Origin of the sequence: Paenibacillus glucanolyticus (genome assembly GCF_037333485.1) — a bacterium.
GTDB classification, from domain to species: Bacteria; Bacillota; Bacilli; order Paenibacillales; family Paenibacillaceae; genus Paenibacillus_AQ; species Paenibacillus_AQ glucanolyticus.
Map to the genome: position 1 here is coordinate 5,007,501 of NZ_CP147845.1, position 22,883 is coordinate 5,030,383.

25 protein-coding genes (1 of these 25 only partly in view) are annotated in these 22,883 nt (G+C 47.4%); all 25 read right to left on the reverse strand.

All coding sequences use genetic code 11. The features are described from left to right. Positions 1 to 1,662 carry the 5' portion of a LysM peptidoglycan-binding domain-containing protein gene (locus WDY75_RS23550; RefSeq protein WP_063478872.1) on the reverse strand. Its footprint begins 33 nt before the window's first position, so 1,662 of the gene's 1,695 nt are visible here — the first part of the coding sequence; the start codon lies at positions 1,660 to 1,662; the stop codon falls past the left edge of the window. A gap of 163 nt (positions 1,663 to 1,825) precedes the next feature. Then, positions 1,826 to 2,710, reverse strand: coding sequence for a branched-chain-amino-acid transaminase (gene ilvE / locus WDY75_RS23555; protein ID WP_063478871.1), 885 nt, complete (start codon positions 2,708 to 2,710; stop codon positions 1,826 to 1,828). Then, positions 2,711 to 3,598, reverse strand: a complete 888-nt coding sequence (pheA, locus tag WDY75_RS23560) for a prephenate dehydratase (RefSeq protein ID WP_006208827.1) — start codon at positions 3,596 to 3,598, stop codon at positions 2,711 to 2,713. Next, positions 3,595 to 4,566, reverse strand: coding sequence for a homoserine kinase (gene thrB / locus WDY75_RS23565; protein ID WP_006208826.1), 972 nt, complete (start codon positions 4,564 to 4,566; stop codon positions 3,595 to 3,597). The genes pheA and thrB overlap by 4 nt, the downstream gene beginning before the upstream one ends. Further along, on the reverse strand, positions 4,563 to 5,636 hold the full coding sequence (gene thrC / locus WDY75_RS23570; protein WP_006208825.1) for a threonine synthase: 1,074 nt from the start codon (positions 5,634 to 5,636) through the stop codon (positions 4,563 to 4,565). The genes thrB and thrC overlap by 4 nt, the downstream gene beginning before the upstream one ends. A 57-nt stretch (positions 5,637 to 5,693) precedes the next feature. Continuing rightward, positions 5,694 to 6,980, reverse strand: coding sequence for a homoserine dehydrogenase (locus WDY75_RS23575; protein WP_006208824.1), 1,287 nt, complete (start codon positions 6,978 to 6,980; stop codon positions 5,694 to 5,696). A gap of 54 nt (positions 6,981 to 7,034) precedes the next feature. Beyond that, entirely contained in the window at positions 7,035 to 7,472 is a 438-nt protein-coding gene (locus WDY75_RS23580; protein ID WP_063478870.1) for an ACT domain-containing protein, read from the reverse strand. A gap of 238 nt (positions 7,473 to 7,710) precedes the next feature. Next, on the reverse strand, positions 7,711 to 8,436 hold the full coding sequence (locus WDY75_RS23585; RefSeq protein WP_036641414.1) for a hypothetical protein: 726 nt from the start codon (positions 8,434 to 8,436) through the stop codon (positions 7,711 to 7,713). A gap of 34 nt (positions 8,437 to 8,470) precedes the next feature. Further along, positions 8,471 to 9,202 carry a hypothetical protein gene (locus WDY75_RS23590; protein WP_036641412.1) on the reverse strand — a complete coding sequence of 244 codons (732 nt, stop codon included), beginning with the start codon at positions 9,200 to 9,202 and terminating at the stop codon, positions 8,471 to 8,473. 21 nt (positions 9,203 to 9,223) lie between these two features. After that, positions 9,224 to 10,018, reverse strand: coding sequence for a hypothetical protein (locus WDY75_RS23595; RefSeq protein ID WP_063478869.1), 795 nt, complete (start codon positions 10,016 to 10,018; stop codon positions 9,224 to 9,226). A 52-nt stretch (positions 10,019 to 10,070) separates the two neighbouring features. Further along, positions 10,071 to 10,826 (reverse strand): hypothetical protein, encoded by a 756-nt coding sequence (locus WDY75_RS23600; protein WP_063478868.1) that lies wholly within the window; start codon positions 10,824 to 10,826, stop codon positions 10,071 to 10,073. Positions 10,827 to 10,850: 24 nt separating this feature from the next. Beyond that, positions 10,851 to 11,609, reverse strand: a complete 759-nt coding sequence (locus WDY75_RS23605) for a hypothetical protein (RefSeq protein ID WP_006208817.1) — start codon at positions 11,607 to 11,609, stop codon at positions 10,851 to 10,853. Continuing rightward, entirely contained in the window at positions 11,606 to 12,937 is a 1,332-nt protein-coding gene (locus WDY75_RS23610; protein WP_063478867.1) for an SPFH domain-containing protein, read from the reverse strand. Before WDY75_RS23610 ends, WDY75_RS23605 begins: the two co-directional genes overlap by 4 nt. Positions 12,938 to 13,216: 279 nt before the next feature. Then, positions 13,217 to 14,527 carry a GTPase ObgE gene (gene obgE / locus WDY75_RS23615; protein WP_006208815.1) on the reverse strand — a complete coding sequence of 437 codons (1,311 nt, stop codon included), beginning with the start codon at positions 14,525 to 14,527 and terminating at the stop codon, positions 13,217 to 13,219. Positions 14,528 to 14,540: 13 nt separating this feature from the next. Then, positions 14,541 to 15,281 carry a Spo0B domain-containing protein gene (locus WDY75_RS23620; protein ID WP_063455989.1) on the reverse strand — a complete coding sequence of 247 codons (741 nt, stop codon included), beginning with the start codon at positions 15,279 to 15,281 and terminating at the stop codon, positions 14,541 to 14,543. Between the two features lie 165 nt (positions 15,282 to 15,446). Continuing rightward, positions 15,447 to 15,758 carry a 50S ribosomal protein L27 gene (gene rpmA, locus WDY75_RS23625; protein WP_006208812.1) on the reverse strand — a complete coding sequence of 104 codons (312 nt, stop codon included), beginning with the start codon at positions 15,756 to 15,758 and terminating at the stop codon, positions 15,447 to 15,449. Between the two features lie 17 nt (positions 15,759 to 15,775). Further along, positions 15,776 to 16,108, reverse strand: coding sequence for a ribosomal-processing cysteine protease Prp (locus tag WDY75_RS23630; protein WP_006208811.1), 333 nt, complete (start codon positions 16,106 to 16,108; stop codon positions 15,776 to 15,778). Positions 16,109 to 16,121: 13 nt separating this feature from the next. After that, a complete protein-coding gene (rplU, locus tag WDY75_RS23635; RefSeq protein WP_006208810.1) occupies positions 16,122 to 16,433 on the reverse strand; it encodes a 50S ribosomal protein L21 in 312 nt (103 codons plus the stop codon). A 163-nt stretch (positions 16,434 to 16,596) separates the two neighbouring features. Further along, positions 16,597 to 17,829 (reverse strand): Rne/Rng family ribonuclease, encoded by a 1,233-nt coding sequence (locus tag WDY75_RS23640; RefSeq protein ID WP_063478866.1) that lies wholly within the window; start codon positions 17,827 to 17,829, stop codon positions 16,597 to 16,599. A 119-nt stretch (positions 17,830 to 17,948) separates the two neighbouring features. Further along, on the reverse strand, positions 17,949 to 18,812 hold the full coding sequence (locus WDY75_RS23645; protein WP_063478865.1) for a M50 family metallopeptidase: 864 nt from the start codon (positions 18,810 to 18,812) through the stop codon (positions 17,949 to 17,951). Further along, entirely contained in the window at positions 18,805 to 19,710 is a 906-nt protein-coding gene (locus tag WDY75_RS23650) for a M23 family metallopeptidase (RefSeq protein ID WP_006208807.1), read from the reverse strand. The genes WDY75_RS23645 and WDY75_RS23650 overlap by 8 nt, the downstream gene beginning before the upstream one ends. A 170-nt stretch (positions 19,711 to 19,880) precedes the next feature. Further along, positions 19,881 to 20,675 (reverse strand): septum site-determining protein MinD, encoded by a 795-nt coding sequence (minD, locus tag WDY75_RS23655; RefSeq protein ID WP_006208806.1) that lies wholly within the window; start codon positions 20,673 to 20,675, stop codon positions 19,881 to 19,883. Between the two features lie 3 nt (positions 20,676 to 20,678). Then, on the reverse strand, positions 20,679 to 21,341 hold the full coding sequence (locus WDY75_RS23660; RefSeq protein WP_006208805.1) for a septum site-determining protein MinC: 663 nt from the start codon (positions 21,339 to 21,341) through the stop codon (positions 20,679 to 20,681). Between the two features lie 83 nt (positions 21,342 to 21,424). Then, positions 21,425 to 21,949 (reverse strand): rod shape-determining protein MreD, encoded by a 525-nt coding sequence (gene mreD, locus WDY75_RS23665; protein ID WP_006208804.1) that lies wholly within the window; start codon positions 21,947 to 21,949, stop codon positions 21,425 to 21,427. 1 nt (position 21,950) lies between these two features. Beyond that, complete coding sequence (gene mreC / locus WDY75_RS23670; protein ID WP_006208803.1) at positions 21,951 to 22,826, reverse strand: rod shape-determining protein MreC; 876 nt, start codon at positions 22,824 to 22,826, stop codon at positions 21,951 to 21,953. Between the last annotated feature and the right edge of the window lie 57 nt (positions 22,827 to 22,883).

Consider the following 22,883-nt stretch of genomic DNA (forward strand, 5'->3'; position numbering starts at 1 on the left):
TCTTGATGCAGGAGATTGTTTGCGCGATTTTTTTGCTGCTGTTCTTGTTTTATTAGCCTGTTGACGGTTTACTTTCGCTCTGGATTTTGCAGCCTCTTCGACACCAGTATCTCTTATCGGCAAATCATCATCAGCATTCTCAAGCTCATTACTGCCAGAAATGTTGCTCTGCTGTGTCTCAAAAGGGCTGGGAGCAAACTGCTGCTCGTTTTGTCGTTCATTCCAGTTCTGCTCATATGGATTTGCAAATGAAGGATATGTGCCATGAGCTGCCGGGGAACCATATGCTCCTGCATTAAAATCCATCCCACCCTGCCATGGTTGATAAGGAACTCCAACGCCAGGTACGTGGTGACCGTGATGTTCATGTTGCGGGTACCCGTGATGAGGCATATTGTAGTACGGACTTATTTCTCCTCCATGGCACCCGCAAGGTGATGGAACATATCCGTAAGTCATTGCTGTATGATGATGCTCGGGATATGGCTGGTAGTTGGAACCCATACCGCCCGTATATGATTCCGTAATCGAGAATTGTGAATATTCCAAACTCATCGGTTGTTCAGATACTCCCGGGTATCCAGCCGTCGCATTCCCCCAGCCCTCATTATAAGAGACTGGCATCACTTCCTGTGAAATCTGGTGAAACGGATGTACCGCTTTGCCAAAATCCGCGCCTTGCCATTTTACAGGCTCATGATATCCCCATGGCCCTTCAGGAGAGACATATTGTGGCATCGTAAATGCTGGCGCATTTTTATGAGGGAATTCTGGACATGGATGTGGCATCATGTGAACTGGCATCTCCATAAATGGCGGGCACGGTTCCGCGGTCGGATGAATCGGATGCGGCAGCGGCATGGTTTTGACAGGGAACGTATACTCAGGTTCAATGGGTTTATATGGCGGTTTAAATTCTGGTTTGAATTCTGGTTTGAACTCAGGCATAACGACAGGCTTCTTAAATTCCGGCATCACTTCTGATTTCTTAATCTCCGGCATGATTTCCGGCTTCTTAATTTCAGGCATGATTTCTGGTTTCTTGATCTCCGGCATAATGATCGGCTTTTTGACTTCCGGCATCATTTCGGGTTTCTTAATTTCCGGTTCGATTTTCTTAGGTTCCTCTGGAAAAGGTGAAATCTCCGGCAGTTTTGGCAGAACCGGCGGTTCCGGTTCCTTCACTTCAGGTACCGGCGGCTGCTCGATCGGCGCCGTTATTTCTTCCTTCACGCCCGTGTATTCCTTGCTGCCTGGTTTCTTCTTGCCAGGGGTCGATCCAGAGCTCATCGAAGTCCCCTCTTCTGCTCCTGTCTCCGTGTATACCCCTGATGACGGGATATTGACGACTTCTCCCACCAAAAGGGCATTCGGATTTTTAAGCTGCGGATTGGCATCAATGATTTCCTTCAAGGTAACTCCCCATGCCTTGGACAGCTTCCAGAGAGAATCTCCTTGCTTTACCGTATGCTTATGGATGATTGGCTGGCTGCCGCCAGGTACCGGAACAGGCTCTGTTGGTACTTTGATCTTGGTACCGACCTCGAGCTTATTCGGATCCACGAGCTGTGGATTGGCATCGATGATTTTCGCTAATGGGACGTCATATTTTTTGGACAGCTCATATAGGGTGTCGCCTTCCTTGACGATGTGTATCTTCACGCCGCTAAAACCTCCTACACTCTTCTAGGCGTCATGTAATTCGCCCGCTTTCGTTACTACATCCTATGCACGGAATAGGCGATTGACATCCCTCAAGACAAAAAAAATCCTTCCATCGACATGAAAGGATTGTTGAAGACACATAACGAGCTGTCCTATAAAATTAAGATTCCCATACTTTATAACCGTCTTGATCTACAATTTTGCGGAATTCTTCGAGCAGCTTCAGAGTAACCGGGCCAGCCTGCCCTTTACCGATAATCCGACCGTCAATTTCGCGAGCGGCAATAACCTCGGCAGCGGTTCCTGTAAAGAATACCTCGTCTGCAATGTATACGTCGTGCATGCTAAAAGGCTCTTCCTTCAATTTAATGCCCAGTTGATCGCATAAATCGATAATTGCCTGACGCGTAATGCCTTCAAGTGCTCCCAGATAGCAGGGCGGTGTTGTGACCACTCCATTTTTGACGATGAAAATATTATCCCCGGAACCTTCGGTCACATATCCTTGCGCATTCATCATGATCGCTTCATCCGCACCCGCAAAGTTCGATTGAATCTTCACAAGAATGTTGTTTAGATAGTTCAAGGACTTGATCTTGGGATTAAGCGCATCTGGAATGTTGCGGCGCTGAGCCACAGAAACGGCCTTCAAGCCGTTCAGATAAGCTTCCTCCGAGTAAATGGCGAGCTGCTCTACAATGATTAACACGGTTGGTTTAGGACAGCGCCGCGGATCCAGGCCCAGATTGCCAGCACCACGAGATACCACGAGACGAATATAGCCATTACGCATATCGTTGCGTCGAATGGTTTCTGCCATAGCCTCCAGCAGTTCATCGTATGCCAGTGGAATAACTAAATCGATGGACTTGGCGGAATCGTACAGCCGGTCCAAGTGTTCCTTGCACTTAAAGATGTTGCCGTTATATATCCGAATACCTTCGAATATACCGTCTCCGTACAGGAATCCATGATCAAAAACGGATACTTTAGCGTTCTCTTTGGTAACCAATTCTCCATCTAAATAGATCCATTGCTCTGACATTTACTTAACCTCCATCTTCTCACGCTCGTACGCATAGCCCGGATAAGACCCCAGCACGCGAACCAAACATCCAAGCGCTTCAATCTCTCCCATTGCTGCGACCAACAGAACGGAATCGGTAGAAGCCATGACATCGATATAAAAATAGTAATTACCAAGCTTTTTCTTCGTAGGGCGGGACTCGATGCGGGACAAATTCAAACGCCGCCATGCAAAAGCAGAAAGCACCTGATGCAGCGCACCCGGAACGTCTTCCGGCAGCGTAACCAGGATACTGGTTTTGATATGCTCCGGCGAACGGTTAATTGAAATCGGATCACGACCGATCAATACGAATCGGGTGTAATTGTTATCATGATCGGTAATACGCTCGGCAAGCACGTTTAATCCGTGTGTTGCCGCACCCAGTGATGTTCCGATCGCGGCCCACCCCTGGCCTGGATTATCCTTTACGATTTTAACCCCTTCCGAGGTGCTGCCTACCTGCTCCAGCTCCGCTTGAGGTGCTGCTTTTGCAAGAAACTGACGGCACTGCGCAGTCGCAACTTGATGGGACCAGATCTTTTTGATTTGACTGTAATCCATCGTTCCGTCACTCGTAAGGAATTCCGAAGCATTTCCGATTAAATTTTGGATGGAAGGATATACCCACTCCACCTGCATCGGCAGGTCCACCTCATTCACCAGCCAATCCATGTGAAGGCTTACCGATCCTTCAATGGTGTTCTCAATCGGGATAACGCTATAATCGCTCTTGCCTTCTACTGTAGACATAAATACATCAGAGATCAGTTTATAGTGCACAAACTCCACCGGCTCACCATTAAGGAGATAGCGTATCGCTTCATGAGATACCGATCCTGAGGGCAACAAGGCTATTTTTTTCATGAAGTAACTTCCCCTCTAATCATATCCAAAAAGGATTTGTTGTTTATATCATCCATCAGCTGAACACCTTCGGCAACTGGATTCAGCTGGTAACAAGCAGCCGAAATTCCTTCCGACTTCATCGTCTCCATCAGATACGTGCTCAGTTGTCCTTCTACTCGCGGATCTTTGCGGTCCACGAAAGCAATCATAGTCGGACCCGCCCCGCTAAGCGCGATACCGAGTGCTCCCTGGTCAGGTGCTTCCGTCAAAATCCTGGACATCCCCGGTACGAGCGGTGCCCGGTAGGGCTGGTGGATACGGTCTTGCATTGCAGCACGAATCAAATCCAGTCTGCCTGCGCAAAGAGCTGCTGTCATTAAGGAGGACCGACTAATATTATATACAGCGTCGGCTAAACTGACCTGGGCAGGCAATGCTTCCCTTGCCTTGGATGTCGCCAACTCAAAATCGGGAATGACTACGAGCGTTCCGAGGTCCGCCGGAGGTTCAATGCGCATATAATCCGCATGAGCTCCATCCCATACCGCCGTAATAATTCCTCCAAATAAAGAAGCCCCCACATTATCTGGATGCTTCTCAAGATTCGTCGCCATATCAAAAAGCTTGGAATCCGGCAATGGTGAGCCGATCAGAGCGTTGGCAGCTGCTAATGCACCTACAATGGCTGAAGCGCTGCTGCCAAGACCCCGGGTGAGCGGTATTTCAGAGTACATGGAAATTTCGAGTTCCGGGACAGATTGTCCCGCTTCCTCAAAAACCATCTGAGCCACCTTATAAATCAGGTTGCTCTTATCTGTCGGCAGACCGCCCATCTGATCACCATGAAGATGGAATCCGGTCTGCTCCGACGCTTTGATCTCGATCCATGAATAAAGAGACAATGCCATGCCGAGTGTATCGAATCCGGGTCCCAAATTCGCCGTACTGGCCGGAACCTTCACCCGGACTCCTTGGGACAAACTCATACCTGCGCAGCTCCTTCAAGCTGAGCAATAGCATCCATTACGGCAGATTCTGTATCCGACACAACGAGCGGTTCGGATTTCACTGTGGAGATCGCGATGTTGGGATCCTTCAGACCATGTCCTGTCAGAACACAGACAACGGACTCCCCGCCTTTAAAATATCCTTCACGCTTCATTTTATAGACACCTGCAATGGAAGCAGCAGATCCAGGCTCGGCAAAAATCCCTTCCCGCGATGCGATTTTACGATAAGCTTCCAAAATCTCCTCGTCCGTAACATAGTTAATCTGTCCGCCGGACTCCTCTGCAGCAGCAACCGCCGTTTTCCAGCTGGCTGGATTCCCGATGCGGATGGCAGTGGCCACTGTCTCCGGATTCGCGATAGGCTCCCCTTTGACGATAGCCATCGCGCCTTCCGCTTCAAACCCAAGCATTTTTGGAAGTGAGGACGATTTGCCTGCGGTGTGATACTCTTTAAATCCTTTCCAGTATGCGGAGATGTTCCCCGCATTGCCGACTGGAATCGCCAGTACATCCGGCGCTTTGCCCAGTTGGTCTACGACCTCGAATGCCGCAGTCTTCTGGCCTTCGATACGATACGGATTCACCGAGTTCACAAGCGTGATCGGATGCTTCGCAGTAATCTCGCGAACGATTTCCAGCGCACGGTCAAAGTTGCCGTCAATGGCAATGACCTTCGCTCCGTAAATCATCGCCTGAGCAAGCTTACCCAAAGCAATATTATTGTTAGGAATAATGACGATGCAATTCAACCCTCCGCGGGCAGCATAAGCAGCCGCTGCTGCGGAAGTATTACCGGTAGAAGCGCACATAATTGTACGGCTTCCCTCTTCCATCGCTTTTGCTACGGCCATCACCATTCCACGGTCTTTAAAAGATCCCGTAGGATTAAGTCCTTCAAATTTGAAATGCAAATCAATCCCGAGCTCTTCCGATAAGTTAACGGCTTTGATCAGTGGCGTATTCCCTTCCTTGAGTGTAAGAAGCGGAGTACGCTCATTCACCGGCAAATATTCTCTGTAGGTTTGAAGCAATCCTTCATACGGCATCTCTCTTGTTCTCCTTTTCTTGTGAAAAAATTATATAGGGTTCATGCTTTGAATCGCTTATCCTTCAACACGATAAACACTTTTAATTCGGCGGATGACATCCAAGCCTTCGAAATGATTCAGTACCTTATCCATGTTGGCTTTGCTTGCGTTATGGGTGACGATGATAATTTCAGCATCCGGGTTATGCTCATTCGGCTGCTGGACAACGGACTCCAAGCTGACATCATGCTGGGCAAACACCTGCGTAATTTGGGCAAGTACGCCCGCTTTATCATCCACATGAAGCAGAATGAAATTTTTGTACACGATCTGCTCATCGGTTTTGAGTTTCTTCAGTTTATAAGGGACGATGGCTTTCAAGCCGTTAACGCCCAGCTTCAGATTCTTAATGATGGCTACCAGGTCTGCCACTACGGATGTTGCCGTTGGCATCTCGCCGGCACCGGCTCCATAAAACATCGTTTCGCCGACAGCTTCCCCGTATACGTAAACGGCGTTAAATACGCCGTTTACTGCTGCGATGGGATGTCCTTTGCGAACCATCGTCGGCTGAACGCTGATGCTGAACTCATCGTCCTGCCGCTCTGCAATTCCCAGAAGTTTCATCTCGTAACCCAAGCGCTTGGCATACGCAATATCGTCCTTTGTCACTTGCGAGATTCCCTTGACAGATACATCCTGCAGCTCCACATTCGTACGGAAGCCGAGGGTACCGAGTATCGCCATCTTGCGTGCCGCGTCCAAGCCTTCCACATCGGAAGTCGGATCAGCCTCTGCATATCCAAGCTGCTGGGCCTCCGCCAAAACATCCTCGTAAGAGGCGCCCTCCTGGCTCATTTTGGTCAGAATAAAGTTGGTTGTGCCGTTCACAATCCCCATAATTTTCATGATACGGTCGGATGAGAATCCTTCAATCAGCGTCCGGATAATCGGAATGCCGCCAGCTACACTGGCTTCGTAGAACACATCACACTGCTTCTCTTGAGCTTTTGCCAGAATTTCGGCACCGTGCAAAGCCATGAGATCCTTGTTAGCTGTTACGATATGTTTACCCCGATCAAGCGCTTCGAGGATATAAGACTTCGTCTGCTCGATTCCGCCCATCACTTCCACAATGACATCGATCTCGGGATCGCGGATGACTTCCCATGGATCTTCGGTTAGCTTAGTCTGATCCACGCTGACGCTGCGGTATTTCTCCAGATGTTTTACTGCAATACGCTCTATCGTAATCGGCGAACCGACCTGACTGCTCAAATCCTCCTGATGCCCCTCTACGATGCGGACTACCCCTGTCCCTACGGTTCCTAATCCCAAAAGCCCTACTCTGACCGGTTTCATTAATACACTACCTCCTGTATCCCATCACATAGATATCTATTTATTTGTCATATCTTACCCTTGCCCTATCATTTGGACCCTTCTTACCCCGGTTATTCGCCTCAAACCGTCGAGCAGATCATCCAGCTCCTCATTAAGCCGGGAAACCTCAACGGAAATCACAACATTTGCGATCCCTTGCAGCGGAATGCTCTGATGAATAGTAAGCACATTCCCGCCTTCACCCGCAACCAGCCCAAGCACCTCGGACAGCATCCCGGAGCGATGTTCCATATCGATAGAAATCGTTACGATTTCATCACGTTCCAGTTGATTGATTGGATGAATGCCATCTTTGTACTTATAAAAAGCACTCCGGCTAAGCCCAACCTGCTCAACGGCTTCATGAACCGTCCTAACGTCTCCCGACGCCAGCAATTTTTTCACTTGCATTGTTTTAACTACAGCTTCGGGAAGGATGTCTTCCCGGACCAGATAGTAGCGTTCCTTCACAAACGTCCTCTCCTCAAAGACTACTGTATTCGTATAGTGGACATTATACTGGATATACCAAGTAAGGGCAATACATAAGTGTCCATTTTTTAGAGATTACGATATTATTATGTCAACTCTATAGCCTATACTATATCGCAATTCCTATTGGAACTCATCGTAATTAACGTCAAAATTGTAAATGTAGCGTAAGAAAAAGCAGCCTCCGATACTCGAAGACTGCCGATTTCTCTACCAGCTATGTATAGGTCAGGGGCAAACCACAATATTCACATGGAAGAGATTCCAGTGGATTTAACATAACTTTATTTCCGCAGCCGATGCACTCATGACTTTTTGGACCCGGTGGGACCGTTGTTTCAAGTGGTGTTTCATCTGTATTATGGACCAGATTATGAGTACTTTCCATGCCGGGTTTATCCGAATGCTGGTTATAGGCGTTCAACCGCACCCTCCCCTCTTTTATAATGCCGTTAGGAAAGAGTTTGTGATTGAGTAAATACTGCAAATCTTTCAGTACTGCGGATAGAGGTTGATGAACATGCAATGCAATGTCTTCAATACTGTGGAGGCCGTTTGATACCAAAGATTCATACTCTTTCGCGAGTGTATAAAATCTCTTGTTTGCTCTTAATCTTAGTCCATATAGGACAGCAACGATTAATATACCAATAATACCTACCGCTAAAGCCAATCCCATAGCTTTATTAGCCCGTTGTGAAGGCTCGAACTCACTGTATGGAACAAAAAAGTAATACATTACAATAAAGATGTAACCACCGATAAGACAATTGGTTAATTGATAGTAGCTATAACCCTTCCTATAGTTAAGATGAGTTGAGCTGATAAATTTCCATAGTACCGGCAATAAAATGACCGGAAACAATATAAAACTCCCTAATAAGATTAAAGCATCCCAACCGGTTGGTTGGGGTTCGTACTGTTGAGTTTCACTCACTTTCAATCCTCACTCCTCCAAAGTGTTTGAGGTAGCATCCTTAATGAAGTACGATTCCGCAGTAATCGCATTCCTTGGTATCCATCTTGTTAAGTATGACTTTGGATCCACAGCCAGAACATTCCACGGTTTTAGGCTGCGGAGGATTTGCTTGCATGTCAACAAGTGTGTTTGTGGTGCGAATACTCCGTTGGGGACTCACTGAATCCATAATCGAAGTGAACTGGCCCTGTTTATCCAAGAAATTCTCAACCTCATCATTCCGTTTAAAAATCAACTCTCCATCCACAATAGCACCTCGTGGAAAATGGCCTTTATCCATTAAATATTCTAAATCCTTCTCTACACTGATTGGCTTCTGCCTCATCTGTTCTGCAATCTCTTCTATATGATTAATTTTATGAATAAATATAACCTGTTTGTATTGCTCAACCATATTAGAGTACCGCTCATTTCGGTTTAGCTGAAACCCGGCAACTACAACCAGCAAAACAAAATTAATCAAAAATACTCCTACAATATAAGCAAAAATAGAGTTAAAGAAAAAACCATAAATAAGATACGAAACAAAACTGAACAGTAATTGAAATGAAATTAATTTATAGGTGAATCCTTTTCGATAATTGAGATGTTGATTAGAGACAGCCCTCCAGATGGTTAGCGGAATCAATATATAAGGCAAAAGCAAACTGCCAGTTATCAAAACATGATCCAATGCCTCTGGTCGTGGCTCATACTTGTCATGTTTTTGATCCTTTGTTTGTATAGCCAATACTAAACCTCCTTCCGTGGATTACATGTAATTCAACCAACTGCCACAATACTCACACTCTTTAGACTCCTCTGGTTGCAAAATCACTTTTGAACCACACCCCACACATTGTGTTGACTTAGGCAGTTTGCTAGGAATGCTTCGAATTAATGAGCTTTCTGCAGCAGCCTCTTGCTCTGCCTTTTGAGAGGAATCTGTCTCAACTTCTAACGTATCATCATCATTGTTACTTTCATCATCTTCTTGTTCTTGTTCTTGTTCTTGTTCTTCCTCTTCCTCGTCGTTTTCTCCATCCCAGTAGATAATCCCATCCTCAATAGTCCCCGAAGGAAGTGTGTTCTCTTGCATTAAAAACATGATGTCCTCAGTCGCTTGCTCAGGCTTACGATTAACCTGCCTCGCAATCTCCGCAATTTCATCGTGATCTTGATTTAGGAGCAATTCTTTGTAGCTTGTTTCAAGTCCCTTAAAATACGTGTTAGCTCGCATACTCATCACTTGAAAAGTAACAATAAGAGGCAGACAAAACATGGCGACTATTAGCATAAGGGATTGGGTTTCCTTTGTCCTTATGGATGATTCCAATCCAGCGAACGACACAAAATAAGCGTAGATGAATATCCATAAAAAAGTCATGACTATTAGAGTGGATAAAAGACTGTAATTAGAACCCTTCCGATATGAAAATCGATGAGAAGCAACCACTTGAAGTAAACCCACAGCTAAAAACACTGGTGGAAACACAGCGGTCCCAAATATTATAAAAAAATCAACTTTAGTGAATGTAGGTCGGTAAACACTTGTTTGATTATTCATTCCTTGTTCTCCTTGACTATCATGTGGCTATTATTCTTATTAGATTAACTCCTTAAGCAACAATCATCGTACCGCAATACTCGCATTCTTTTTTCTCAAGCTGCGTCACGACCGTCCTTGCCCCGCAGCCAGGACATTCCACCGACTTTGGTACGCTACCCACCTGAGTTTCGGTTCGTTCGGAATTTACAGATTCCGCTGCATCATTGCCCAGTGTATACTGCACTCTCTGCCCGCTGCGTGAAACAAACTCCCCCTGGGTAGGGGATTCGGACTTGTTGAGCAATGAAGGAATGCTCACCATCCCATTATCAATCTTCCCATAGGGAAGCATACGCTCTTCAAACATAAACGTTATATCCCGGGCAGCATGTGCTGGCGTCACCCTGGCGTCCTGAGCGATCTGCCCAATATGAACCAGCCTTTTCCGTATGATGGCATTCGAATAAACTTGCAGGAGGCTGCTGAATTTCTTATCTTCTCGGTTAGCGATCACAAACATGATAATGGCTGGAATTAGTATGACAATGCCAAGCACGATCGTGGAAGAGATGAGCCCGTCAACATCGTTATCATCCATCGTGCCTATCATTATAAGGAATTCCATGACTCCAAATGTGAGAACCAGCACCCACCCAAAGAGTCTGTTGTTCCTTCCTTTACAGCTGTTATGACGCTGGGTGACGAGCACCCGAATGGCCGCGAGCACAATAGCTAACGGAAAAAATATAGCCGCCAGCACGATAATGAAATAATCTATTTTCGTGAGTCTGGATTTAAAAAGCTTCTGCTTCAATGAACCCCCCATACGCTCTCCCCTCAGTCATCTGCTTTATGTTGATCCCGCTTTTGCTTTCAGAAGTGCCGTGTTCCGGTCCTGTACTGTTCTGAGAATATCCCGGATGATATGAACGGCCTGCTCTGTCAGTTCATGATGTTGTTCCTTCTGGGATCCACCGATCAGCGCAACTTGATCCTCCAGCATCGCAATTTTCTGCTGGATTAGATGCTCCACTTCAACTAAAGAGGAGTGTGTGATGGGATCGCTGTAGCGAAGCGTTTCCTCGAGCTCGGCTACCTGGCGGTCTAATGCTTGAATATTCTCAACTGGCATCTGGCTAAGCTTCCTGCGAATAGAGCCAATCCAATCCACAATCTCTCGCTTCCCCGTGAGATGATCGGTTTCCCTTTGTTCATGAGTACCTGCATATTTCCCAACCAGGGCTACCAGCCCCAGAACAACAAAGAACACCAATAAAGTGATGAGATGAATCATCATGTACGAAGATACAGGCAGCTTAAATAAATATCCCAGCAAAATAACCTCCAACAAAACGGAGACGGCATAAATGCCAATAATAGCTCCTGAAGCAATAAAAAACGGAACTGCTGCGGAAGCCGCCTTACGTCGATGGATAAGGAATCCAATAAATATGAAAATGGCCGCTTCGGCGCATCCAAGGGCTATACCCGATATCCAGGAATTCAACTGAACCATCCCACCGGTAAATCCGAACAGGAGGATGGTTACAATCGGAAGCACAACGGCAGCCAGCCATAACTGGTTTCGACTCGTGGTTCTTGTACTCACTCTCTTCCCTCGCTTTCATTCCACGTCAATTTATGGCCGCACTCCATGCAGAACTTTTGTCCCGGTTTAATCTCATGATTACAGCCTGGGCATGCAAGCACTTGGCTTGACCCGCAGCTAGGACAAAATTTTGCTTCCGCATCCACTAATTCACCGCATTCTCTGCAAGGCATAGGGAGGAGTGCACCGCAATCCGGACATTTTACAGCACCTGCCGGGTGGTCATGACCGCACTTAGGGCAAGCGTGATACGGATCTCCACAGTGAAGACAGAACTTGGCATTGGGAGGCAGAGGCTGACCGCAGTCACTGCACGGGATGGTTTTTACCGTTTGTTCCTCCGGCTTCGTGAGAATGGAGTGACCGCATCCCGAACAGAATCGAGATTCTTCCCCATTCAATGTTCCACACTTGGCACATGCCTTCTGTATCACTTGTATATCTTTTTTCTCCCGAACTCTTGAACTTTCAAACATTTGGCCCACGGTCTCATACATCGGGCCAACCATGCCAAGCCCCATACCCAGTCCAGTCCCCATAACAGCTGCCGGGCTGCCGGGATTCTTTGCCGCACCCTCCAGCGTATTAAAAGTCCTTTCCTGATGGTAGGTATATCCGATGATGTCCATTTCCGCTTTTTTTGCCAACGCTTCCTTGATTCGAATCGCAGCGGGGTCATTCTCGGGGATATTGATGGAATCCACATAGAAATTAAGCAGGGTGATTCCCATTTCTTCAAATGAAACAGCAATTGCTTCCATGATGTGCTTCGATATTTCCGCTATGTAAGCATTGATTTCTACGACGCTAATTTTTTTATGAACAATATATGAGGATATGATCTCTGTAATATTGGACATCAGTACGCCACGATAGTATTTGACAAGTGTGCTCTGATCAAAGGTTGGAAGGGTGCCGACCATCGTTGCCAGAAACTTTCGCGGATCGCTGATCTGAACACCGAATTGGCCAAAAGCTCGAAGCGATACAATAATGTTATACTTCGGATCCTGCAGCTGGATTGGCGAACTGGTCCCCCATTTCACATCCAGTGAGCGAAGTTTATTAACAAACCAGACTTCCGCCGTAAACGGAGACTTTCCGCCGAATGGAATGTTGATAATATTAGATAGTATCGGTATATTCGCTGTACTCAGCGTATGTCGTCCAGCAGAAAAGGAGTCCAATGCCTGACCGCCCTTATACAGAATAGCCTCCTGCGTCTCATGAACGATAAGCTGGGTCCACGTGCCTAACTCCTGGTTCGGATAACGCCAAGCAAACACATCGGGGGGCCCTTCGTATTTTACAACTTCAATGATTGCCATAGTTCTACTCTCCTTTTTGCACGGTTCGTTCCATCTGATGATCTATGGAAATAGGTACTAATGTACTACTATTGTATACGATTTATCCGATAAATGGATGCAAAATTTGGAAAGTCGAAAAAAAGACAAGCTATGAGCCTAACAATACGATGAACAGCGTTTGGCATACTTTGGAGATAACGATGTAGACGGATGTGATTCCATTCATGAAAAAAACGGCCAAGTCTGCTGTTCAACAGACTTGGCCGCTTCCTTGAATATATGTTTATGTGGTGCTGATCAATAGTAGCTGCTTCCTTCAACAAATTCGAATTCGAAATCGCCGATTCTTACAATGGTCCCTTCAGTCGCGCCACGCTTACGAAGCTCTTCATCGATACCCATATGACGCATCGTTCTGGCGAGTTTCAGGATCGCATCATGCGAATTCATCTGCATCCGCTTCAGCATCCGTTCAATTCGCTCACTATGGACCACATACATTTCATTATCCCTGGTAACCGTAAAGGAATTGTCGTTTTGCGCTTTGAATTTATAAACCTTACGTTCGGAAACCTCGGTTACCTCTTCGACCGTCGGCTCATCCGGAATGCTCTCAAGCACATCGATCGTGCGATACAGAAGTTCCTGGATGCCCTGACGCGTTAGGGAGGAGATCGGCATAATCTCGATGTCAGGACGGATTTCCTTAATCTTCTCCTTAAAGGCAGCTAGATACTCCTCTGCCTCAGGCATGTCCATTTTATTGGCAGCCACGATTTGCGGGCGCTCAATCAGGAGCGGATTGTACAGTCTGATCTCATCATTGATTTTTTCCCAATCTTCAAACGGATCTCTACCCTCTGTGCCTGCCATATCCACAACATGGATAATGACACGAGTTCTCTCCACATGACGGAGGAATTCATGCCCCAATCCTACGCCTTCATGTGCACCCTCAATCAGACCAGGCAGATCAGCCATGACAAAATTGCGCCCGTCTCCAACGTCAACCATACCCAAATTCGGAGTTATCGTCGTAAAATGGTAAGCGCCAATCTTCGGCTGTGCCGCAGACACAACGGATAACAAGGTTGATTTGCCTACGCTTGGAAATCCAACGAGACCTACATCTGCCATAACCTTAAGTTCCATGGTTACAAAGCGTTCTTCGCCTTCCTCACCGTTCTCTGCAAGTTCAGGGGCCGGATTGTTCGGTGTGGCAAAACGAATGTTCCCGCGGCCACCACGGCCTCCTCTGGCAACAACCACCTGCTGACCATGCCTGGTCAGATCGCCAATCACTTCGCCGGTATCGTCATCTGTCAAGATGGTACCTGGCGGAATACGAACAATCGTGCTGTCCGCGTTGGCACCATGCTGACTTTTATTCCGACCCTTTTCTCCGCGCTTGGCCTTGAAATGCTTCTGGTAACGGAAATCCATCAGCGTGCGAAGTCCTTCATCCACCCGGAAAATCACGTCGCCGCCCTTGCCGCCGTCGCCGCCGGCAGGTCCGCCTTCAGGAACGTATTTCTCACGACGGAATGCGATGAGCCCATCGCCGCCGTCTCCACCTTTTACATATACTTTTGCCTTATCTACAAACATGAAATCACCTTCCTCAAGTCACAAACGGCAGATACAAGCGATACGAGGTTTCCCCCGGCTCCATCTGTTCCACCCGAATGCCTTCGCCTTTTACGGATTGTTCAATCTGAAGCTTCAAGCTGTCCGGTTCTCCGAAGAATCCCTCTCCCTGAGCCCACACAATCAGCTCTTGCTCCTGCTGCATAAATGTTAATGTTAACTGCCGAGATTCTCCCCATGACGCTTTGCCGCTCAATTGGAAGGCTCTCACCGTTTGAATGATCGCGTGGGTAAAAGACTCTGCCGTTTGTGGCGATACTTTGTCTTCCAGCTGCACCTGGTCCACAACTTCAACGTCCAATTGCAGATTGTTGCTGTACGTACGGTATGAATGTAAGTAAAAAACCAGTGAAGGAATGCCCAGCTTAGAGATTCGACTCTCTGTAGCCATCCGTTCCTTTATTCTTTCCACAGAACGCACTGATTTATCATGCTTCCCCAGTTGAATGTAGCCGTACAAAATTTGAAGCTCATTCATCCAATCATGACGATGGTGATTCAGCATCTGAATCGCCGTTTGCTCTACATTCTGAATGATGGCCTGCTGTCTGCGTTCCTCTGATTTACGAACAAGCCATGCCCCGCAGACTGCAGCAGCCACAGCCCAAGCCGTCAATACTGCTCCTGCCGCCCATGTGGGTTTCCATACCATCCATGCTACCGGTATTACTGAGGTTAACCCCGCCCCAGCCGCTATCCATTTCCAGGATTTCATCGCTTCTCCTCGTCTTTCAACAGCAATTGGTTACATTCACCAAATCCCAGTATATCATAGTCTTTCAGGGCGGTTCATCCCCGGATTATCATTCTTATACAATTTACAAAAAAAGAAGCCCCGGCAACGATGCCGAAAGGCTTCTTCTGTATGCATAAGAAACAATTAAGCTTCTACTGCAGCCGCTACTGGAGCGACATCAACCGGGTAGACGCTCACTTTCTTGCGATCACGACCCCAACGTTCAAATTTTACAACGCCATCGACTTTCGCAAACAAAGTGTCATCTTTACCGATACCCACATTCGTGCCTGGATGAATTTTGGTTCCGCGTTGGCGAACCAAGATGCTTCCGCCAGATACTGCCTGACCGTCTGCACGTTTCACGCCAAGACGTTTCGATTGGCTATCACGACCGTTCTTTGTGGAACCTACACCTTTTTTCGATGCGAATAACTGAAGATCCAATTTCAACATGTTGTCTACCTCCTTCTTCAAGTAGTCAGTTCTTGTATTCTTATATATTTGCCGTATGAATCGGCAATTCCCTGTAACATAACAACCATGGATTCGAGAAGCAATTGAACTTGACCAGAGACAGCATCGTCTTCCGCTGACGGAAGATTTGCGCTAAGAAAGCCGCCCTTCATCTTGGTCTCCATAACCGTTCCGGTTAACGCTTCAATCGAATTGACCGTTCCCACTGTAATGCTGGAAACTCCAGCACATACAATATCTTCTCCAGGATCGGAATATCCGGCATGCCCCGTTACCTTGAAGCTATGGATGCGTTCATCTTCCCCGCGTATTACTTGTACAGTAATCAATTACCGCACCTTCTTACGCCTGGATTTTCTCGATGGTTACTTTAGTGTAAGGTTGACGATGACCTTGCTTCTTGTGGTAGTTTTTCTTCGGCTTGTATTTGTATACAACGACCTTGCGGCCTTTACCGTGCTTCTCCACTTTCGCAGTTACAGTCGCACCGGAAACAACCGGCGTACCTGCTACCAAACCGTCCTCTTTGGAAACGGCCAGTACACGGTCGAAAGTCACGCTCTCTCCGTCACCTGCAGTCAGCTTCTCAATGAACAATACGTCGCCCTCTTGAACTTTGTATTGTTTTCCACCTGTTTCGATAATAGCGTACATTTGCTTGCACCTCCCTATATCTCAGACTCGCCTAGTAAAGGTGTCCGTTCCACAATGAAACGTCCTTGCTAACCCAACCGGAGCGGTTACAGCATGTGCAGCAATTCATCACTAAACACATACCCAATGATAATATCATATTCCCCATTCACCGTCAACATCATTACTCGATAACAATGCCTTTGCCTCCGCAATTAACGCAAGGCTTGGCAAATGGGAGCGAAGAGTTTTCCCTGGCTTTTTTACGGGTCATTTCCAGCAGCCCCAGCTTGGTCCACCCTACCACAAAACTCTTCGTGCGGTCTTTGCGCATTACGGCCTCCATGACGGATACCACCTGCTGCCGATGCTCTTCGCGATCCATATCAATGAAATCAACGATAATGATGCCCCCGATATCCCACAAACGCAAAGTTCTTGCAATTTGCTGTGCGGCCATAAGATTTGTCTTAAGCACCGTTTCCTCGAAATTATCGCCACCGATATATTTGGCTGTATTTACATCCATTATGGTCATGGCTTCCGTCTGGTCTACAACGATGGTCACACCTTCCGGAAGCGTGATTTTTCTTGCGAAGCCGGCTTTCATCTGCTCGTCCAACCCATAAGCCTGAAAAATCGGCCCCCCTCCCGTGTGGTATGTAACCTTAGGCTCCATACCGGGAACCGTCTCTTTCAGATAGCTTTTGGTTTCCTCGCCTTTCAGCATACTATCGATCACAAGTTCGTCATGAAGCGGATCGAAGGAATCCCGAATAAAGCGCTGCAGCAAACCCAAATCCCGATGCAGCAGTGCCGGAGCTGACGATGATTCTGCCTTCTCCAGAATCCGAGTCCATTCTTTTCTCAGGTATTCCAGATCGCCGCTAAGAAATTCCAAGGGCTCGTCCTCGGATACAGTTCGGATAATAATTCCCTCTTCATCTGTGCGAAGCTGCTCACCAATGCTCTTCAGACGGGCACGCTCGGCTTCACGCCCAATTTTTTTGGAGACGGCCACATAATCCGCTGTAGGCATATACACCATACACCTGCCGGGAAGCGAGAAATGGGTCGTTACTCTTGCTCCCTTGCCCCCTCTTGGTTCCTTCATAACCTGTACCGTCAGTTCTTGTCCGGCCGTCAGCAGCTGCGAGATCGATGGCTTCTGCTTCGGCTGCTTCTCTAAATGAGGATGGAGCACATCATCAATATATAAAAATGCATTCTTTTTCAGCCCGATATCTACAAAAGCCGCCTGCATCCCCGGCAATACGTTAACAACCCTGCCCTTGTAAAAACTTCCGACTACACTCTCCTCACGACTTCGCTCAACTGCGAACTCGGCTAACCTCCCATCTTCGATGAGGGCCATCTGTATGGTCTCATGTTCACAATGAACTATCATTTGCCTCATGGCATCACCCCTCAAAAAATGGAAGACAATATTCTATTTTTATCCTAACACAATCTCTCGTGATATAAATGGATAAAGAATGATGGTCCACCCTGCGTCTTCCTCATGATGTTTACGATTTACGCATACCAGGGCGGACCATTTGATGCAAAATAGGAAGAAATCACATGCTGTTCCGGCACGACGGCAAGCAAGCTGCCCGGTCCGCTCATGACATAGATCAAATGATACTTCTCTCGTTTAAATAGACGCATAATATCGTCCAAAGGTTTCGAAGAATCTGCAACGATTGGCTGGGCAGGACCAAGTCCCTCCAGATTTCGTTCGTAAATCTCGCTCCGATTCACGAGAAATCTCAAGAAACGGTAATGCACGTTCCGGTAGTCTTCAAAATTGGAATATGCCAGAAACAAGCCGATCATCAGAACGTTTAAACGGATGCCGCCACCCAAGAATAAAGGCTGCAGACCATATCCGATCATCATCAGACTGCACAATATACCGGCTCGGGAAGCCCATAACAAGGTTGCATGATAGGGTGCGAGCAGACTGATGACGGCCTGCAGCACTTTACCACCGTCCAGCGGGAGAATCGGAAGGAGGTTAAACAGGGCGATGACCAGATTCCCCTGAATGATATACGACAACAACTGCTCGTCTCCCCACCCGGCCCATCTGCAGGTCAGGGTAATACCGATCATGATCACATTTTGCAGCGGTCCAGCCAGAGCGATCACGATTTCCTTCATAGCCGTCATCCTGCCGTCATCTTCAATGACAGCAACGCCGCCGAACGGCAGCATTTGAATGGCTCGTACCTTGAACCCCATCGCTGCCGCTGCGGCGGCATGTCCTAATTCATGAATAAATACAATAATAAAAAGGGTCAGCAATTCCAAAAAACGACCGGTGAACACTGACGCCAGCATGACAATAACAAAGAGAGGATGCAGCGACAATACAGTTCCCTTAAACTTAATCAAACGGAATCACTTCCGCCGGATCGACATCACGATCCCCCTCTTTGAGTTCGAAATAAAGGGAGGGCGCGCTCCCTGTGCCCGAAGTTCCCAGCGTACCGATAATATCTCCGCCCTGAACCCAATCATTCACCTTGAGCCCCGTTTCTGCCAGCCTGCTGTACAGTGCCGTTCTCTCACCCGTATGCTGTATGAGAACGGTAATCCCGTTCTGCGGGTGTTCATTTACCTCAAGCACACGTCCGGTCTCTATACTCTTAACCGCTCGGTCCGCTAAAGAACCCCCTTCAGCTTCCAAAACGATACCTTTCAGATCGACAGCGAAGGATTGGACCAGGCGTCCCGCAAGAGGAGGAACCAAGGAAGTTCGGGCATTAACCTTCGTAGAGTTTTCATCGGTTTGTCCAAAAATAGGGATGAAGGAGGGCGCGCTGCCAAAGTGCTCCTCATACCATACCTGCGCTGCCTGAAAATCCATTTCATGGCTCAAGCCTTCGATAATAACAGCCTGGGTTCGAAGCGCCCATGGCTGCTGAAACGAAAACACACCCCAGACTAACCCAAACACTAATACACTTACGGTAATACGGCGAACCAGTCCGGGGACAAACGAAGCCTTTCTCGGTGGCTCTCCAGGATCTCCAGGGTCCGGGGTATCATACCAGCCCCGATGCCCTTGCTTCCAAAGCCGCTCAGGGTCCGGTTCATTCTCCACATAACGGTCGGAAGGTTTCGCAGGATCGTCCTGTACGAAGCCAGTCTTTTTGACATTGGAATTTACAGATGTTCTCTCAGGAATGGCAGGCCACGGCTTATCGGCTTGCATAGGTGTCTGCTGACTTTCCAACAGCTCCCGAATGCGGGCTTCCCGTCGGTTCTTGACTGAAGTTTTAATGTCCATAGTTCTTTCCCCCTTGGGGCTTGTTTTTTTACTCTATCCTATGAGGATATGAAAGATATTTAGAACAAGCCCCGTTGAAGAGGTGGACAGAACAGCTGAACCTTAACAAGGGTCCTTGCGAAAGAAACCAAAAAACCGATGCCTTGCGGCACCGGTCCCTTCTAAACGCTTTAACCCATTCCAAAAAACTTTTTGAATTTTGTGAACATCCCTTTTTTCTGATGAATTTGCATCAGGGGAACCGTATCGCCAAGGATACGCCGGGCGATGTTTCTATAGGCAATGGCAGCTTGGGAATCCGGGTTCATAACGGTCGGCTCCCCCATGTTTGCCGCTTTAATGACCATCTCATCGTCAGGCACAATACCGATCAGATCAATATTCAATACCTGAAGCACATCTTCTATCTCCAGCATATCGCCCGATTTCACCATGTTCGGACGAATCCGGTTGACTACAAGTTTTGGTGACTCGACGTGAGAGCTCTCAAGCAGTCCGATAATCCGATCCGCATCCCGGACTGCCGCGTTCTCAGGCGTTGTCACTACAATCGCTTTATCTGCACCGGCAATGGCATTCTTGAAACCCTGCTCGATTCCAGCCGGACAATCAATAATGACGTATTCGAATTCCTTTTTCAATTCAAGCACAATATCTTTCACTTGATCCGGAGAAACGGCATTCTTGTCTTTCGTCTGGGCTGCAGGAAGCATATACAACTCATCGAAGCGCTTGTCCTTGATCAACGCTTGATTAAGCCGGCATCGCCCTTCTGCAACGTCGCACAAATCGTATATAATCCGGTTTTCCAGGCCCATCACGACATCCAAATTACGAAGACCGATATCTGTATCAACCAGGCACACTTTTTTTCCCAATAGTGCCAAAGCCGTGCCGATGTTCGCTGATGTCGTCGTTTTACCGACTCCGCCTTTACCTGAAGTTACGACGATTGCCTCTCCCATATTCTACACCCCTTTAAACACATTAAAATCCCGACCCAAACGTGAGATGTTGCTGATCTTGTCGATCTCCATGCTTCCATCCTTCAAATACGCAAACTCCATGACCGTCTCCCGCGTCTCCCATTCATCCGGCGGTCTGCTGATCATCTGGGAAATACGGAGCTGGGTAGGGGCAAAATACGATGCTGCTATAATGGCTTCTTCGTTGCCGTCAACACCGGCGTGCGCAGTGCCGCGCAGGGCGCCCAATATGTAAATATCACCGGTACACGAAATCGTTCCGCCGGGATTTACATCACCAAGGAACAAGAGATCGCCTTCATGATGCAATACCTGCCCGGAGCGAACCATCCCCGTCTTAAGCGTAAGCTTCTCCACTAGCGACAGCTCAGACTCAAGCGGCGGCGACTCTACATTACGTATCAGCAGGTTGCCCTTTTGCTTCAATATGTCAAGAATCGTCTGTTTCTCTTCTTCGGAAATTTGCCTGGAACCGAGTTTCACATCCACATGAATAATCGGTCCGGTCAAAATATTCTGATGACTGTGCTCCAGCTTGTAGCGCAGCTCACCAAGCAATTCTTCCAGCTCGCACTGGTCGTCAAGCAGGAATACCAGGCCATCTTTGATGCCCTTAATCGTTACATGATTGGATTTTACAGCCATAAGCCTGTCCCTCCCATCCCTATACATTTCGCGCTCAAACCTTCAAGTTCCTGCTAGTCTAGTAAAATGTCATAATGGAGGGTTCAGGATGCCTTCCTTCTCTGATTCTTTGTAATCAGCTCAATCTGCTTGCGAAGGGGAACGTAAATCGCCAGAGCAAAGGCAAAGTGAACAAGGAGATTGGGAAGCATATGATGGAGCAGCGACCAATTATAAGAGGTCGGATTGAGTCGAAATATCTTATATATGCCAAAGAGCGTGCTGTCAAACAGCAAACTTCCCAGAATGACCACCGTCATCATCATAGGCAAAGGCGCCCGGGGGGATTTAAACACCAGTCCCACCAGATACGCGGATATGCCCATTGCAAACGAATACGTGCCAATCATCTCACCGTAATACACGATATCGTGTAGAATACCAAACACCAGGCCGAGCACGAGCCCGGTATGGCGATGGTAATAGATTGATACAAAAAATAAACAAACCAATACGAAATTCGGATAAATCTGAAGCTGCAGCGAGCTTGGCGTTAACCAGAAAACCACCGTTCCCTGCAGAATGAACAACACGAACAGCAACAGGAGTAAAATCTGCTTGCGCGCCATCTTATTCAGGCTCCTCAGGCGTAAACACAACGGTCAGGTATTTCCAGTCGTCAAACTTGGCCGCCGGTTCGATGGTAGCCGTTCTGCTCTGGCCGTATTGGCTAACCTGAACACTCTTTACCTTACCAATAATCAATCCTTGCGGAATCACGCCTCCGGCACCGGATGAAATGATTTTATCTTCAGGCTTAATCGGATCATCTTCTGTAATACGCGTCATAAGAAGCGTGTTGGTCTTCTCGTCGTAGCTCTCAACCATGCCAAACGTTTTGTCTTCTTTACCCAATGCGGTTACCGAAATTGGCTGCGGATTCGGATCCTGTGCATCCATCGTTGTCAACAGCTTCACCGTGGAGGTGAAGTTGCTTACGCTGCTGATGATGCCAACCATGCCATCCACTGTGGTGACCGACATGTTTACTCTAACTCCGTCGCGTTCACCGAGATCGATGACAAGCGTTCGGTTGTTAGGGTCCGAATTCACGCTAAGCACTTGAGCGGTTCGATATTCGTATTTATCTCTATTTTTCTGGTTTTGGGTAAAACGAAGTTCTTCCTTCAGCGCCTCGTTATTCGCTTTTATGCTGTTATAACTCGCACTCTCACGTGAATACTGAGCAACCGCCCGGCGCAGCTCTTCATTCTCTTCATAAATTTCCTTCATGTTCCGCACGTCTTCAAAGAAACCCGCTATATAGGCAGCGGGCTTATAAAACACACTTTGCACAAAACCTACCGTATCTTTGACGAATTTTTCGGGCCAAGATAAAGAAGCTCTCGGGCCGAGCGTAAATCCCATAATCGCGATAAACGCTACCAGCCCGATGAGCATAATAAACAAACGCTTATTGCCCAGCAGCTTAAACAGTTGCAACACCCTCTAACTTACTGTTTTTCTCTCCCAACATTAGGGGTTTACACTTATCTTCAGATG